Annotated in this window: 13 protein-coding genes; 1 reads left to right on the top strand and 12 read right to left on the bottom strand. The window is 70.3% G+C overall.

Annotated elements, in window-relative coordinates; all coding sequences use genetic code 11:
- Positions 1–140: 140 nt before the first annotated feature.
- Positions 141–3284 (top strand): isoleucine--tRNA ligase, encoded by a 3144-nt coding sequence (gene ileS, locus ACWDX6_RS18665; RefSeq protein WP_451485990.1) that lies wholly within the window; start codon positions 141–143, stop codon positions 3282–3284.
- Between the two features lie 144 nt (positions 3285–3428).
- Here ileS and ACWDX6_RS18670 read toward each other — a convergent pair whose 3' ends face one another.
- The 12 genes from ACWDX6_RS18670 to ACWDX6_RS18725 form a co-directional block, all read right to left on the bottom strand.
- Positions 3429–4520: a DivIVA domain-containing protein gene (locus ACWDX6_RS18670; protein WP_451485991.1), complete on the bottom strand. Its 1092-nt coding sequence runs from the start codon at positions 4518–4520 to the stop codon at positions 3429–3431.
- A 55-nt stretch (positions 4521–4575) separates the two neighbouring features.
- Entirely contained in the window at positions 4576–4866 is a 291-nt protein-coding gene (locus tag ACWDX6_RS18675; protein ID WP_019885526.1) for a YggT family protein, read from the bottom strand.
- A gap of 77 nt (positions 4867–4943) precedes the next feature.
- Positions 4944–5567, bottom strand: a complete 624-nt coding sequence (locus ACWDX6_RS18680; RefSeq protein WP_356888908.1) for a cell division protein SepF — start codon at positions 5565–5567, stop codon at positions 4944–4946.
- A 123-nt stretch (positions 5568–5690) separates the two neighbouring features.
- On the bottom strand, positions 5691–6410 hold the full coding sequence (locus ACWDX6_RS18685) for a YggS family pyridoxal phosphate-dependent enzyme (RefSeq protein ID WP_451485992.1): 720 nt from the start codon (positions 6408–6410) through the stop codon (positions 5691–5693).
- Positions 6397–7140, bottom strand: coding sequence for a peptidoglycan editing factor PgeF (pgeF, locus tag ACWDX6_RS18690; protein WP_451485993.1), 744 nt, complete (start codon positions 7138–7140; stop codon positions 6397–6399). Before pgeF ends, ACWDX6_RS18685 begins: the two co-directional genes overlap by 14 nt.
- The gene (gene ftsZ, locus ACWDX6_RS18695) at positions 7137–8348 is read right to left on the bottom strand and encodes a cell division protein FtsZ (protein ID WP_451485994.1); all 1212 of its coding nucleotides are present in this window, start codon (positions 8346–8348) and stop codon (positions 7137–7139) included. The genes pgeF and ftsZ overlap by 4 nt, the downstream gene beginning before the upstream one ends.
- A 279-nt stretch (positions 8349–8627) precedes the next feature.
- Entirely contained in the window at positions 8628–9431 is an 804-nt protein-coding gene (locus ACWDX6_RS18700; RefSeq protein ID WP_451485995.1) for a cell division protein FtsQ/DivIB, read from the bottom strand.
- A gap of 115 nt (positions 9432–9546) precedes the next feature.
- Positions 9547–10641, bottom strand: coding sequence for an undecaprenyldiphospho-muramoylpentapeptide beta-N-acetylglucosaminyltransferase (gene murG / locus ACWDX6_RS18705; RefSeq protein ID WP_451485996.1), 1095 nt, complete (start codon positions 10639–10641; stop codon positions 9547–9549).
- Between the two features lie 6 nt (positions 10642–10647).
- A complete protein-coding gene (gene ftsW, locus ACWDX6_RS18710; RefSeq protein ID WP_451485997.1) occupies positions 10648–11988 on the bottom strand; it encodes a putative lipid II flippase FtsW in 1341 nt (446 codons plus the stop codon).
- Between the two features lie 55 nt (positions 11989–12043).
- Positions 12044–13501, bottom strand: a complete 1458-nt coding sequence (gene murD, locus ACWDX6_RS18715; RefSeq protein WP_451485998.1) for a UDP-N-acetylmuramoyl-L-alanine--D-glutamate ligase — start codon at positions 13499–13501, stop codon at positions 12044–12046.
- Positions 13483–14553: a phospho-N-acetylmuramoyl-pentapeptide-transferase gene (gene mraY, locus ACWDX6_RS18720; protein WP_403289311.1), complete on the bottom strand. Its 1071-nt coding sequence runs from the start codon at positions 14551–14553 to the stop codon at positions 13483–13485. The genes murD and mraY overlap by 19 nt, the downstream gene beginning before the upstream one ends.
- Positions 14550–15974, bottom strand: a complete 1425-nt coding sequence (locus ACWDX6_RS18725) for a UDP-N-acetylmuramoyl-tripeptide--D-alanyl-D-alanine ligase (RefSeq protein WP_451485999.1) — start codon at positions 15972–15974, stop codon at positions 14550–14552. The genes mraY and ACWDX6_RS18725 overlap by 4 nt, the downstream gene beginning before the upstream one ends.

The raw sequence follows: 15974 nt of genomic DNA on the forward strand, positions 1-15974 counted from the left end.
AGAACCGGCATCGCGACCCCAATGAGGGGGTCACGGGCATACGCCCGGGGCCAAGGAGGGTGGTACCGCGGGAGCCGCGCAGCACGGCGCTCTCGTCCCTCCGGACGGAAACGAAGCAGTCCGCCGGAGGAAGCTCGCCGATGAAACCGCCGCAGTACCGCCAGGTGCCCGCTCAGGTCGACCTGCCCGCGCTCGAGCATGCCGTGCTCGATTTCTGGCGCGAGAGCAAGGTCTTCGCCAAGACCCTGGAGCAGTCCGAGGGCCGCCCCGAGTGGGTGTTCTACGAAGGCCCGCCCACCGCCAACGGGATGCCCGGCGCCCACCACATCGAGGCCCGCGTCTTCAAGGACGTCTTCCCCCGCTTCCGGACCATGCGCGGCTACCACGTGGCCCGCAAGGCCGGCTGGGACTGCCACGGCCTGCCGGTCGAACTCGCCGTCGAGAAGGAGCTCGGCTTCTCCGGCAAGAAGGACATCGAGGCGTACGGCATCGCCGCGTTCAACGACAAGTGCCGCGAGTCCGTGCTCCGGCACACCGACGCCTTCGCCGAGCTGACGACCCGCATGGGCTACTGGGTCGACCTCGACGACGCGTACGTCACGATGAACCCCGAGTACATCGAGTCCGTCTGGTGGTCGCTGAAGGAGATCTTCAAGAAGGGCCTGCTGGTCCAGGACCACCGCGTCGCCCCCTGGTGCCCGCGCTGCGGCACCGGCCTGTCGGACCACGAGCTGGCGCAGGGGTACGAGACGGTCGTCGACCCGTCCGTCTTCGTCCGCTTCCCGCTGACCTCCGGCCCGCTCGCCGGCCAGGCCGCGCTCCTCGTCTGGACGACGACCCCCTGGACCCTGGTCTCCAACACGGCCGTCGCGGCCCACCCCGAGGTCAGCTACGTCGTCGCGTCGAACGGCGAGGAGAAGCTGGTCGTCGCCCAGCCGCTCCTGGAGAAGGCGCTCGGCGAGGGCTGGGTGACCACCGGCGAGTCCTTCACGGGCGCCGAGATGGAGCGCTGGACGTACCAGCGCCCCTTCGAGCTGGTGGAGTTCCCCGACGAGGCGCACTACGTCGTCAACGCCGAGTACGTCACGACCGAGGACGGTACGGGTCTGGTCCACCAGTCCCCCGCGTTCGGTGAGGACGACCTCAAGGTCTGCCGCTCCTACGGCCTGCCGGTCGTGAACCCGGTCCGCCCCGACGGCACCTTCGAGGACGACGTGCCGCTGGTCGGCGGCGTCTTCTTCAAGAAGGCCGACGAGCAGCTCACGGCCGACCTGGGCGCGCGCGGCCTGCTCTTCAAGCACATCCCGTACGAGCACAGCTACCCGCACTGCTGGCGCTGCCACACGGCGCTGCTCTACTACGCGCAGCCGTCCTGGTACATCCGTACGACCGCCGTCAAGGACCGTCTCCTCCAGGAGAACGAGAAGACGAACTGGTTCCCGGACTCGGTCAAGCACGGCCGCTTCGGCGACTGGCTGAACAACAACATCGACTGGGCGCTCTCCCGCAACCGCTACTGGGGCACCCCGCTGCCGATCTGGCGCTGCGAGGACGACCACCTGACCTGCGTGGGCTCGCGCGCCGAGCTGACCGAGCTGACCGGCACGGACCAGTCGGAGCTCGACCCGCACCGCCCGTACATCGACGACATCACCTTCACCTGCACGGCGGAGGGCTGCGCGAAGACGGCCACGCGCGTGCCGGAGGTCATCGACGCCTGGTACGACTCGGGTTCGATGCCGTTCGCGCAGTGGGGCTACCCGTACAAGAACAAGGAACTGTTCGAGAGCCGCTACCCGGCGCAGTTCATCTCCGAGGCCATCGACCAGACGCGCGGCTGGTTCTACACGCTGATGGCGGTCGGCACGCTCGTCTTCGACAAGTCCTCGTACGAGAACGTGGTCTGCCTCGGCCACATCCTCGCCGAGGACGGCCGCAAGATGTCCAAGCACCTGGGCAACATCCTCCAGCCGATCCCGCTGATGGACCAGCACGGCGCGGACGCGGTGCGCTGGTTCATGGCGGCCGGCGGCTCGCCGTGGGCGGCCCGCCGGGTCGGCCACGGCACGATCCAGGAGGTCGTGCGCAAGACGCTGCTGACGTACTGGAACACGGTCGCCTTCCAGGCGCTGTACGCCCGTACGGCGAACTGGGCGCCGTCCGCGGCCGACCCGGCGCCGGCCGACCGCACGGTCCTGGACCGCTGGCTGCTCAGCGAGCTCAACGCGCTCGTGGACCAGGTGACGCAGGCGCTGGAGGCGTACGACACGCAGCGGGCCGGCAAGCTCGTCTCGGGCTTCGTCGACGACCTGTCGAACTGGTACGTACGCCGTTCGCGGCGGCGGTTCTGGCAGGGTGACAAGGCGGCCCTGCGCACCCTCCACGACGTCGTGGAGACGGTGACCCGTCTCATGGCCCCGCTCACCCCCTTCATCACGGAGCGGGTCTGGCAGGACCTCGTGGTTCCGGTCACGCCGGAGGCGCCGGAGTCGGTGCACCTCGCCACCTGGCCGGAGGTCGACGCCTCCGCGATCGACCCGGAGCTGTCCCAGCAGATGCTGCTGGTCCGCCGCCTGGTCGAGCTCGGCCGTGCGACGCGCGCCGAGTCGGGTGTGAAGACCCGCCAGCCGCTCTCCCGGGCGCTGGTCGCGGCGACGGGCTTCTCCGCCCTCTCGCCGGAGCTGCGGGCCCAGATCACGGAGGAGCTGAACGTCTCCTCGCTGGCCTCGCTGAGCGAGGTCGGCGGCTCGCTCGTCGACACGACGGCGAAGGCGAACTTCCGGGCGCTCGGGAAGCGCTTCGGCAAGGGCGTCCAGGACGTGGCGAAGGCGGTCGCGGCGGCGGACGCGGCGGCGCTGTCCCTGGCGCTGCGCTCCGGCGAGGCGGTCCTCTCGGTGAACGGCGAGGACATCACGCTCTCCCCGGAGGAGGTCATCATCACGGAGACCCCCCGGGAGGGCTGGTCGGTCGCCTCGGACTCGGGCGCGACGGTCGCCCTGGACCTGGAGATCACCCCGGAGCTGCGGCGGGCGGGCCTGGCCCGTGACGCGATCCGCCTGATCCAGGAGGCCCGCAAGAACAGCGGCCTGGACGTGGCGGACCGGATCGCGCTGCGCTGGACGTCCACGGACGAGGAGGTCGCCTCGGCGCTCACGGACCACGCGTCCCTGATCGCGGACGAGGTCCTGGCGACGGACTTCGCCTCGACGGAAGCGGACGCCAGCTACGGCGCCCCCTTCACGGACGAGAGCCTGTCCCTGACGTTCCGCCTCCGCAAGGCGTAACGCCCCACGCCGGAGAAGGCCCGCCCCCCAGGGAGGCGGGCCTTCTCCGTCCCCGCCCACGGCAAAGGGCCGGGCCCCTGGTTTCCCAGGGGCCCGGCCCTCAGCCTGCCGACGGCTACGCGCTCATCGCGCGGCCCGCCGCCGTCAGTTGTCGTCCTCGTCGATCAGGAAGCCGCGCATCGGCGCCGGCGCCTGCTGCATCGGCTGCGGCGCCTGCGGGCGGACCGGTGCCATCGGCTGGGTCATCGCCGGGGACATCTGCTGCTGACCGCCGTAGGACGGGGCTCCACCCATCGACGGGCCGCCGCCCATCGTGCCGTTGCCACCGTACGACGGGGCGCTCGCGCCCGCCGAGGCCATCGACGGCGCCGGCGGCAGGGAGGCCGTCGCCGGCGTCCGCGGCGGAGCCAGCGAGTCGTCGGCCTGGGTCTCCAGCTGGCGCAGCTGCGACTCGAGGTAGGACTTCAGACGCGTGCGGTACTCGCGCTCGAAGCCGCGCAGGTCCTCGACCTTGCGCTCCAGCGTCGCGCGCGCGGACTCCAGCGAGCCCATCGCGACGCGGTGCTTCTCCTGCGCGTCCCGCTCCAGCGCGTCGGCCTTGGCGCGGGCGTCGCGCTCCAGGCCCTCGGCGCGTGAACGCGCCTCGCCGACGATCTTGTTGGCCTCGGAACGGGCCTCCGCGATCGCCTGGTCGGCCGTCTGCTGAGCCAGCGAGAGCACGCGCGCGGCGCTGTCCCCACCCGGGCCCTGCTGCTGCATCGGCTGCTGCATCTGCTGCTGCTGCGGGTGACCCATGGGGCCGCCCATCGGCTGACCCATCGGGCCGCCCTGCATCTGGCCGGGGCCGCCCATGGGGCCACCCTGCATCGGGCCCGGGCCGTGGCCACCGGGACCGGCGGGGAGCTGGGGGGCACCGGACGGCAGCTGCGGCGGGCCCATCTGCGGGGGCTGCTGCTGGACCGGCGGTCCGGATATGGCGGCGGGCACGGGTGCGCCGGGACCGACGGGACGATCCTGCTGCTCCGGGGGCTTGCGCATGCCCTGCTGCTGGTTCTGCGCGGCGGCACGCGTCGCGGCGGCCAGCTTGGCGCGCAGGTCCTCGTTCTCGCGGAGCAGGCGGGTCAGTTCGGCTTCGACCTCATCGAGGAAGGCATCGACCTCGTCCTCGTCATAGCCTTCTCGAAGGCGGACGGTCGTGAACTGCTTGTTCCGCACGTCCTCGGGGGTCAGCGGCATCTCTTCTTCACCTCTACGTAGTCGTCGGCAGTCGGCAAGACCGTATCGTCCACATTCACCTCGCGAAGCTGCTCACGATGGAGATCAGGATGTAGACGATGATCATCAGAACGAAGAAGGACAGGTCGAGTGCCACGCCCCCGAGACGCAGCGGCGGAATGAACCGCCGCAGAAGCTTGAGCGGTGGATCGGTGACAGTGTAGGTGGCCTCCAGAACGACCACCATCGCCTTTCCGGGTTGCCATGAACGGGCGAACTGGAAGACGTAGTCCATGACCAACCGGAAGATCAGCACGATGAGGAAGCACATCAGCGCGATGTAGACCACCTGTAGTGCGACGCCCATCCCGCGCTTCCCTCTCCCCTGGCTCTCGTACTCTCGCTTGACCGGCCTCTCGGCCGGGCCGTACCGGTGTCGTGTTCTCAGCTCTGGTTGAAGAATCCGCCCTCTGCGATGCGGGCCTTGTCCTCCGCCGTGACATCGACGTTAGCAGGCGACAACAGGAACACCTTCTGCGTCACGCGCTCAATGCTGCCATGGAGCCCGAAGACGAGTCCGGCGGCAAAGTCGACAAGTCGCTTCGCGTCCGTGTCGTCCATCTCCGTGAGATTCATGATCACCGGGGTGCCCTCGCGGAAGTGTTCCCCGATGGTACGGGCCTCGTTGTAGGTCCGCGGGTGCAGCGTGGTGATGCGGTAGGGCTCCCGCTCGGACACGACCTTGGGCATGATCACCGGTGCGTTCTTCTCCAGGCTCGGACGTTCGGGTGTGATGGATGCCACGGGAGCGATACGTGCCGGACGTCCGCTTTCGGCGGAAAGTGGGACGGAGTGCGCGACCGGCTCGCGCGGCGCGGGCTGCTGCACCACACGCACCGGCTCCTCCCGCTCCACCTGGCGCGGGGGCTGGTGGTGGCGCCGGTCACGCTCGGGCTCCGGCTCCAGTTCGGGTTCGAAGTCGTCGTCGGGGTCGAAGCCCCGGCCGTCGTACCCATCGTCCTCCACGAGGCCGAGGTAGACCGCCATCTTGCGCATCGCGCCGGCCATTCTCTGAGTCCTCCGCTCTGTGGTGGATCGGCCTCGTCACCAAGTGCCCGCGATCCACGAGGTCTGCCCGCCATCGGCGGGAATGACCATATTTTCTGCTGTGGTCCGACTTGCTTCGCGACGTTACCCGAGCCTGGGGCGGACACCCAGTACCGCCGTACCGATGCGCACATGTGTCGCTCCGGCCGCCACGGCCTCTTCGAGGTCCGCACTCATCCCCGCTGACACCATGTTCGCAGCCGGGCGGGTCGCGCGCAGGGCAGTCGACAAATCCATCAACCGCTCGAACGCCGCACGCTGCCGCCCCGCGTAGGGACCGGCGAGCGGTGCGACGGTCATCAGGCCGTCGAGCCTGAGCCCCGGAGCGGCGTCCACCGCGGCCGCCAACTCCTCGATGCCGTCCGGCGCCACCCCGCCGCGCTCGCCCCGTTCGCCCGACTCGGCGTCGAGGGCGACCTGGATGAGACAGCCGAGCTCGCGCCCGGCCTTCTCCGCCGCCGCCGAAAGGGCGGTGACGAGCTTCGGACGGTCGACGGACTGCACGACATCCGCATAACTCGTCACAGAACGGACCTTATTGGTCTGCAACTGACCGACGAAATGCCAGCGAAGGTCGAGATCCGCACAGGCGGCGGCCTTCGGAGCCGCGTCCTGGTCCCGGTTCTCGGCGACGTCGCGCACCCCGAGCTCGTGCAGCAGCCGGACGTCGCTCGCGGGGTAGGTCTTGGTGACCACGATCAGGGTCACGTCCTCCCGCTTGCGCCCGGCCGCGGCGCAGGCGGCGGAGATACGTTCCTCCACCCGCGCCAGGTTCTCGGCGAGTTCCGTCTTACGATCCGTCATTTCCGTCCAACCAGACATATCCCGCGAGTCGCCCCGTGGTGCGATCGCGGCGGTACGAGAAGTGGTCGCCCGACTCCCGGGTGCAGACGTCGCTTGCCCGCCGGTCGGTGACACCGAGCCGCTCCAGCTGGGCATGCACCCCGGCCGTGACGTCGACGGCCGGGGTTCCCCAGCTCGTCTCCGCGAAGGCGGCCGGCTCGACCGCGGCGACCTCCGCCCGCATCCGCGCGGGCACTTCGTAACAGCGTCCACAGACGGCGGGTCCGGTGCGGGCGGTGATGCGGGACGGCTCGGCACCGAGTTCGATCATGGCCCGCACGGCGGCCGGGACGACCCCCGTCACCATCCCGGGCCGCCCGGCGTGGGCGGCGGCCGCCACTCCGGCCACCGGGTCGGCGAGCAGGACGGGCGTGCAGTCGGCGGTGAGGACCGCGAGGGCGAGACCGCGGCGGGCGGTGACGATCGCGTCGACCTCCGGAGCGGGGCGCTCGCCCCACGGTCCGTCGACCACCGCCACCTCGCGGCCGTGCACCTGGTTCATCCAGACGACCCGCTCGGGGTCGAGTCCCAGGGCCGCGGCCGCCTCGGCCCGGTTGGCCGCGACGGCCTTCGGGTCGTCCCCCACCGCGCCGCCGAGGTTGAGCTCCTCGTACGGAACGGCGCTCACCCCGCCCCACCTGTCGGTGAAGGCGAAGTGCGCGCCGCTCACGGGTTCGAGCCGCTCTATCACTTCAGGAAGTCCGGAACATCCAGCTCTTCGGCCGAGGTGTCCGGGTACGGGCGGGCCGGCGGGACCACCGGTGGGGTGACCGGCGGCAGCGGGCTCTCGCTGGAGGCCGACGGGGCCGGCTCGGCCGGGGCGGCCGGCTCGTCCCGGGGGGCGACGGTGCCGAGGCCGCCGAGCGGGCGCTCGGTGGCGCGCGGCGCGGGGGCCGGCTCCTCGCGCTTGGCCGAGGCCGAGCTGAGGACGTTGTCCCGGCGGGTGGGCGGCTGGCCGCCGTCGAATCCGGCCGCGATGACGGTGACCCGTACCTCGTCGCCCAGGGCGTCGTCGATGACGGCACCGAAGATGATGTTGGCCTCCGGGTGGGCGGCCTCGCTCACCAGCTGCGCGGCCTCGTTGATCTCGAAGAGACCGAGGTCCGAGCCGCCGGAGATGGAGAGCAGCACGCCGCGGGCGCCGTCAATGGACGCCTCGAGGAGCGGCGAGGAGATCGCCATCTCCGCCGCGGCCACCGCGCGGTCGTCGCCGCGGGCGGAACCGATCCCCATGAGGGCCGATCCGGCCTCGGACATGACCGACTTGACGTCGGCGAAGTCGAGGTTGATCAGACCCGGGGTGGTGATGAGGTCGGTGATGCCCTGCACACCGCTCAGCAGCACCTGGTCGGCCGACTTGAAGGCGTCGAGCACGGAGACCTGGCGGTCCGAGATCGAGAGCAGCCGGTCGTTCGGGATGACGATGAGGGTGTCGACCTCTTCCCGGAGTTCGGCGATGCCGTCCTCCGCCTGGTTGGCCCGGCGGCGACCCTCGAAGGTGAACGGCCGGGTGACCACACCGATCGTCAGGGCGCCGAGCGAGCGCGCGATGTTGGCGACGACGGGTGCGCCGCCGGTGCCGGTGCCGCCACCTTCGCCGGCGGTGACGAAGACCATGTCGGCCCCCTTGAGGACCTCCTCGATCTCCTCACGGTGGTCCTCTGCCGCCTTGCGACCGACTGCCGGGTTGGCCCCGGCCCCGAGGCCGCGGGTGAGTTCACGACCGACGTCGAGTTTGACGTCGGCGTCGCTCATCAACAGGGCTTGTGCGTCCGTGTTGATCGCGATGAACTCGACGCCCTTGAGACCGACCTCGATCATTCGGTTGATGGCATTGACACCACCGCCGCCGACACCGATGACCTTGATGACTGCGAGGTAGTTCTGCGGTGCTGCCACGTCGAAGGCCTCTCGCCTCGAGTTACGTGTCGCCGCTTCGCGGTGGTAGTCGCGCTGCGACGACGGATGCCGATGGGACGGTCCGAAACGCCGACCCAAACCCTAACGTTGAAGTTTAGGGTTACCAGTGTCTCTGTTCGCTGGACTCTTCCGAACAGGACACTAAGTCGACAAGTGGCGCACGTTCAACGAACACGCCGAACCTCCCGTTTTTCTTTTCACCCTATGTGATCACCCGTAGCGCTGGCCAACCAGGGTGCTGGCCAGCGGTGATGGGCGTCAACTCCCTGACGAAGCGGGGGCGGTGGGGGCACTCACATCGAAGTGCCCCGCTTTGGGTGTTGCTTTCATCAGGGCGGTGAGTACGCGGGCCTTGACCGCGCCGTCCTCGGCACTGCCCCAGAAGACCGTGCGGCCGCCGCTGAGCTCCAGGGTGATGGAGTCGTACGAGGCGACCCGGACGACACGCGTGTCCGCGCGGACTTTTCCGGGGAGTTCGCCCGTCGCGCCTACGGCTTCGAGGAGCAGACGGTCCCGGTCGAAGCGTCGCAGACTCGGCGACGAGGTGATGTCCAGAACGACTTCGGGTACGCCGGCGGGCGCCTTGTCGACGGTGGCGAAACGGGTTCCGGAGGAGTCCACTTCGGTGAACTTTCCGCCCTTTTCCACCAGCAGAACCGGCTTCCGTTCCGTCACTTTCAGACCGATTTCCTGCGGCCAGGAGCGCACGACCTCCACCGTGTCGATACGGGGCAATTTCTCCCGAAGGCGTGCCTCGATCGCCCCCGTGTCCACGGAGACCAGCGGAGCTCCGATGGGTACGGCGGCGACCGACTCCACCTCACGCGGCGTCAGAACCTCGGTACCGGAGGTCGATACCCGCTCCACCCGCAGCCAGCTCGATCCGTAGAGCACCCAGATTCCGCCCGCCACAAGCGCGATCAGCGCCAGTGTGATCATCAGCCCACGCGGGCCGGCTGCCAGGAACCGGCGCTCCCGGGCACCCGGACCGGACGGCCGCTCCGACGACCCCTTCGGTTCGCTCGTACCGCTCTTCTCGGCGGTCGTCGGTCCGGCTGCCACCTCGCGTTCTCCTGCCTTCCGTCTCTTTCGGGGCTCGGCTCGCCTCCGGGGCGCCTTGTGCGTCTGCCGACGGTCGACCGTGCTCGGCCGCTCGCCCCGGCGGTCGCCGCGCGCGCTACGCCTTTCCGCGGGCGGCGATCGCCTCGTAGACCATGCCGACGAGCAGGTCGTCGGCGTCCCGGCGGCCGAACTCGGCGGCGGCCCGGGACATCTCGTACAGCCGGTGCGGATCGGCCAGTACGGGCAGGACGTTCGCCTGCACCCACTGCGGCGACAGCTCCGCGTCGTCGACGAGGAGTCCACCGCCGGCCTTGACCACCGGCTGGGCGTTGAGCCGCTGTTCGCCGTTGCCGATGGGCAGCGGGACATAGGCGGCGGGCAGCCCGACGGCGGAGAGCTCCGCGACGGTCATCGCGCCCGCGCGGCAGAGCATCATGTCGGCCGCGGCGTACGCGAGATCCATCCGGTCCACGTACGGTACCGGCACGTACGGCGGCATTCCCGGCATGTTGTCGACGCGCGGCAGTTCGTTCTTGGGGCCGACCGCGTGCAGGATCTGGATGCCCGAGCGCTGGAGCACCGGGGCGATCTGCTGGACGACCTCGTTGAGCCGGCGTGCGCCCTGCGAGCCGCCGGAGACCAGCAGTGTCGGCAGGTTGGGGTCGAGACCGAACGCGGCGCGCGCCTCCGGCCGGACCCGGGCCCGGTCGAGCGTGGCGATCGTGTGCCGCAGCGGGATCCCGATGTAGCGGGCGTTACGCAGCTTGGAGTCCGGGGTGGCGACGGCGACCCCGGCCGCGTACCGCGAACCGATCTTGTTGGCGAGGCCGGGCCGGGCGTTGGCCTCGTGGACGACGATCGGCACCCCGAGCCGCTTGGCGGCCAGATAGCCCGGCAGCGCCACATAGCCGCCGAAGCCGACCACGCAGTCCGCCTTGGTCCGCTCCAGGATCTGCTCGGCCGCCTTGATCGTGCCGCGCAGCCGTCCGGGGACGGTGATCAGCTCCGGGGTGGGCTTGCGGGGCAGCGGCACGGCGGGGATGAGCGCCAACTCATAGCCCCGCTCGGGCACGAGCCGGGTCTCCAGACCCTTCTCCGTGCCGAGCGCCGTGATTCCCACGCTCGGGTCCTGCCTCCGCAGGGCGTCCGCGAGGGCGAGCGCTGGCTCGATGTGGCCGGCGGTCCCCCCACCGGCGAGTACGACATGCACCGAAATTCACCGCTCTCCGGACGGACGCTTCTTGACGCGCCGTCGCATCGACTTCCATCTCACCCCGGCCCGCTTGCCCCAGCCGGGGCGCCGCATGGCCAGGGCCGCTTTCGCCGCGGGTTCCTGTCGCGCGAAGGCGATCAGCAGCCCGACGGCGAACATGGTCGGCAGCAGGGCCGACCCTCCGTAGGAGAACAGCGGGAGCGGGACTCCGGCGATCGGCAGCAAGCCGAGCACCGCACCGATGTTGATCACGGCCTGCGCCGTGATCCAGGTGGTCACGCCTCCCGCGGCGTACCTCACGAAGGGGTCCTCCGTGCGTCCGGCCACGCGGATACCCGCATAGCCTAGAGCCGCGAACAGGGCGAGTACCGACAGCGTCCCCGCCAGACCCAGTTCCTCACCGGTGACGGCGAAGATGAAGTCGGTGTGCGCTTCGGGTAGTTGACCCCATTTTTCCACACTGGCGCCCAGCCCGGAACCGAACCATCCGCCCGACGCCAGAGCATAGATGCCGTGCGCGGCCTGCCAGCAGGGGTCCCCCTCCCCGCCGGGCTCGCTCGCCCCGATGCAGGCGAACCGCCGCATCCGGTTGGGGCTCGTCTTGATGAGCACGATCCCTATGGTGGCCGCGACGGCGAGGACGCCGGCGAAGAGCCGGGTGGGTGCGCCGGCCGTCCACAGCAGCCCGAAGAGGATCGCCGTGAGAATGATCGCGGTGCCCATGTCACCGCCGAGCATGATCAGTCCGAGCAGCAGGAAGGCGCCGGGGACCAGCGGCACGAGCATGTGCTTCCACTGGGCCAGCAACCGCATGTCCTGCTTGCGGGCGAGGAGATCCGCCCCCCAGAGGATCAGCGCCAGCTTGCCGAACTCGCTGGGCTGGAGCTGAAACGGTCCGCCCAGATAGATCCAGTTCTGGTTGCCGTTGACCGCGTGCCCTATCCCGGGGATCTGGACGAGCACCATCAGGAAGACGGTGCCGACGATCAGCGGGTAGGCGAGCGCGCGGTGCAGCTTGACCGGCATCCGGGAGGCCAGGAACAGCAGCCCCGCGCCGATGAGCGCGGCGAGGAACTGCTTGCCGAAGAAGTACGAGGGAGCCAGTTCGTAGCGCAGGGCGGTGATCATCGACGCGGAGTAGACCATCACCAGGCCGAGCGTGGTGATGAGCAGCCCGGCGCCGAGGATCACGTAGTACGCGGTCAGCGGCCGGTCCCAGGCGCGGCGCGCCCGCTCGTAGAGCTGCCGTACCCCGCCGCCGCCGGGTTTCCGGGGCGGCGCGGGCGTGCGGCCTCCGCCGCGTACGGCGGACGGCCGGCGCGGCCCGGCGGTTCGGCTCGGCATGGTCGCTGTGCCCTCCAGTCGTGCCCGGCGGGGCCGGACCTGTTGGCTGGTCAGGTCAGGCGCGCCCGGTGGCGGCGAGGGCGCGGACCGCGTCCGCGAACGCCTCGCCCCGCTTGTTGTAATTGGCGAACATGTCCATCGAGGCGCAGGCCGGGGCCAGCAGAACCGTGTCACCCGGCCGGGCGAGCCGAGCCGCCTCCTGGACCGCCGCGGACATCGCCCCAGTGTCGGTCCGGTCGAGCTCCACCACCGGGACCTCGGGGGCGTGTCGCGCCAGGGCTTCGCGGATCAGTGCGCGGTCGGCGCCGATGAGCACGACCCCGCGCAGGCGCTCGGCCGACTTCTGGACCAGTTCGTCGAAGGTCGCGCCCTTGGCGAGTCCGCCGGCGATCCAGACGATCGGGTCGTAGGCGGCCAAGGAGGCTTCCGCCGCGTGGGTGTTGGTGGCCTTGGAGTCGTCGACGTACACGACGCCGTCGACGTCCTCGACCAGTTCGATGCGGTGCGGGTCGGGCCGGAAGGCCCGCAGTCCGTCCCGTACGGCCTTGGGCTCGACGCCGAAGGCGCGGGCCAGGGCTGCCGCGGCGAGCGCGTTGGCGACGTTGTGGGGCGCCGGCGGCTGGACGTCGGAGACCTCCGCCAGCTCCTGGGCCTGCTTCTGCCGGTTCTCGACGAAGGCGCGGTCGACCAGGATGCCGTCGACGACACCGAGCTGGGAGGGGCCGGGGGTGGAGAGGGTGAAGCCGATCGCCCGGCAGCCCTCCTCGACGTCGGCCTCGCGCACCAGGTCCTCGGTGGACGGTTTGTCGGTGGCATCGGCGTTGTAGACGCAGGCGACGGTGTTGCCCTCGTAGATCCGGCCCTTGTCGGCGGCGTACGCCTCCATGGAGCCGTGCCAGTCGAGGTGGTCGGGCGCCAGGTTGAGCACCGCCGCCGAGTGGGCGCGCAGCGAGGGCGCCCAGTGCAGCTGGTAGCTGGAGAGTTCGACGGCCAGCACGTCGTACTCCTCCTCGCCGAGGACGGCGTCGAGGAGCGAGACGCCGATGTTGCCGACGGCGGCGGTCCGCAGACCGGCCGCCTCCAGGATCGAGGCGAGCATCCGTACGGTCGTGGTCTTGCCGTTGGTGCCGGTGACCGCGAGCCAGGGGGCCGCCTGCGGGCCGCGGAGCCGCCAGGCCAGCTCGACGTCGCCCCAGACCTCCACGCCCGCCTCGGCGGCGGCCGCGAAGAGGGGCTTGTCGGGCCGCCAGCCGGGGGTGGTGACGATCAGCTCGGTGCCTTCGGGCAGGGTCGCGCCGTCGCCGAGGCGGACGGTGATCCCCTCGGCCTCCAGTTCGGCGGCCTGCGCCCGGGAGCGCTCGTCGTCGCCGTCGTTGACGACGGTCACGACCGCGCCGAGGCCCCGCAGGACCCGGGCGGCGGGAATCCCGCTGACGCCCAGACCCGCGACGGTGACGTGCTTGCCCTGCCAGTCGGCAGCCTGCTGATCCGTGCTCACTTCTCTGATGCCCATCCCGCGTAGAAGAGGCCGAGGCCGACGATCACGCACATGCCCTGGATGATCCAGAAGCGGACCACCACAAGGACTTCGGACCACCCCTTGAGCTCGAAGTGGTGCTGGAGCGGTGCCATCCGGAAGACCCGCTTGCCGGTCATCTTGAACGAACCGACCTGGATGACCACGGACATCGTGATCAGGACGAACAGGCCGCCGAGCAGGGCGAGGAGCAGCTCCGTGCGGGAGCAGATGGCGAGACCGGCGAGCGCGCCGCCGAGGGCCAGCGAACCGGTGTCACCCATGAAGATCTTGGCGGGCGAGGTGTTCCACCACAGGAAGCCGAAGCAGGCGCCCATCAGCGCGGAGGCGACGACCGCGAGGTCGAGCGGATCGCGCACCTCGAAGCATGCGTTGGGGTTCGTCAGGTCCATCGCGTTGGCGCAGGACTCCTGGAACTGCCACAGGCCGATGAAGGTGTACGCGCCGAAGACCATCACCGACGCGCCCGTGGCCAGGCCGTCCAGACCGTCCGTCAGGTTCACGCCGTTGGACATGGCCAGGATCATGAAGAGCGCCCACACCACGAACAGCACCGGGCCGATGGACCAGCCGAAGTCGGCGATGAAGGAGAGCTTCGTGGAGGCAGGGGTCAGCCCGCGCAGGTCGGCGAACTGCAGCGAGAGCACCGCGAAGGCGATGCCGACGATCAGCTGGCCGGCCATCTTCGCCTTGGCCCGCAGACCCAGCGAACGCTGCTTGACGATCTTGATGTAGTCGTCGAGGAAGCCGACCAGACCCATGCCGGCCATCAGGAAGAGCACCAGGACACCCGAGTACGTCGGGTCCTCACCGGTGATGACCTTGGCGAGCGCGTACGCGATGAGGGTGGCCAGGATGAAGGAGATGCCGCCCATGGTGGGCGTGCCCTTCTTGCCCGCGTGGCCGCGGGGGCCGTCGTCGCGGATGAACTGGCCGTACCCCTTGCGGGCGAGCAGCTTGATGAGCAGCGGGGTGCCGATCAGGGTCAGGAAGAGCCCGATGGCCCCCGCGAAGAGGATCTGCCTCATCGGCCGGAAACCTCGCCCTCGGAGTCGAGCAGTGCCAGGGCGACCTGTTCGAGACCGACCGACCTCGAAGCCTTCACCAGCACGACGTCACCCGGGCGCAGCTCACTGCGCAACAGGTCGATCGCCGCCTGCGCGTCGGACACGTGCACCGACTCCTCACCCCACGAACCCTCGTTATATGCGCCCAGTTGCAGCCAGGACGCTTCCCTGTCCCCGACCGCGACGAGCTTGCTGACGTTGAGCCGGACGGCGAGCCGCCCGACCGCGTCGTGCTCGGCGAGCGATGCGTCACCGAGCTCGGCCATCTTGCCGAGCACCGCCCACGTGCGGCCCCCCTGGACCTGTGCGGCCCTGCCCATGGCCGCGAGCGCGCGCAGAGCGGCTCGCATGGACTCGGGGTTCGCGTTGTAGGCGTCGTTGACGATCGTCACGCCGTCCGGACGCTCGGTGACCTCCATGCGCCAGCGCGACAGGGTGCCCGCCTCGGAGAGCGCGGTGGCGATCTCCTCCACGGGCATGCCCAGCTCATGGGCGACGGCGGCCGCGGCGAGCGCGTTCGACACGTGGTGCTCACCGTACAGGCGCAAGGTCACGTCACTGCACCCGGTGGGTGTGTGAAGACTGAAAGAGGGTCGTCCGGCCTCTGTGAGCCGGACGTTCTCGGCACGTACGTCGGATTCGCGTGCCTCTCCGAAGAGCGTCACGCGCGCGCGGGTGCGCGAGGCCATGGCCCGCACGAGCGGGTCGTCGGCGTTGAGGACCGCCACGCCCCCCTTCTCGGCGGGGGGAAGCGCCTCGACGAGCTCGCCCTTGGCCTGGGCGATCTGCTCCCGTCCGCCGAACTCGCCGATGTGGGCGCTGCCCACGTTGAGGACGACTCCGATGCGCGGCGGGGTCAGTTCGGTGAGGTAGCGGATGTGGCCGATCCCGCGGGCGCCCATTTCGAGGACCAGGTGCTGGGTCTCGTCGACCGCCCGCAACGCGGTCAGCGGCAGCCCGATCTCGTTGTTGAGCGAGCCGGGCGTCCACACGGTGGGGCCGTGGCGCTCCAGGACCTGGGCGATCAGGTCCTTGGTGGAGGTCTTGCCCGCGGAGCCGGTGAGCGCGACGACGTCGGTGCCGAGGCGTTCGACGACGGTACGGGCGAGGGCGCCGAGCGCCGTCTGGACGTCGTCCACCACGATGGCCGGGACGCCGACGGGGCGGGTGGCCAACACGGCTGCCGCGCCCGCCTCGACGGCGCGCTCGGCGTAGTCGTGGCCGTCGACGCGCTCGCCCGCGAAGGCGGCGAAGAGACTGCCGGTCTTCACCTCGCGGGAGTCGATGACGACGGGACCGGTGACCAGCACGGCCGGATCCGGTATGTCGTACGACTGCCCGCCGACGATGTCTGCGATCTCGGCGAGGGAGAGGGCGATCAC

This window comes from Streptomyces sp. NPDC003027, assembly GCF_053591435.1.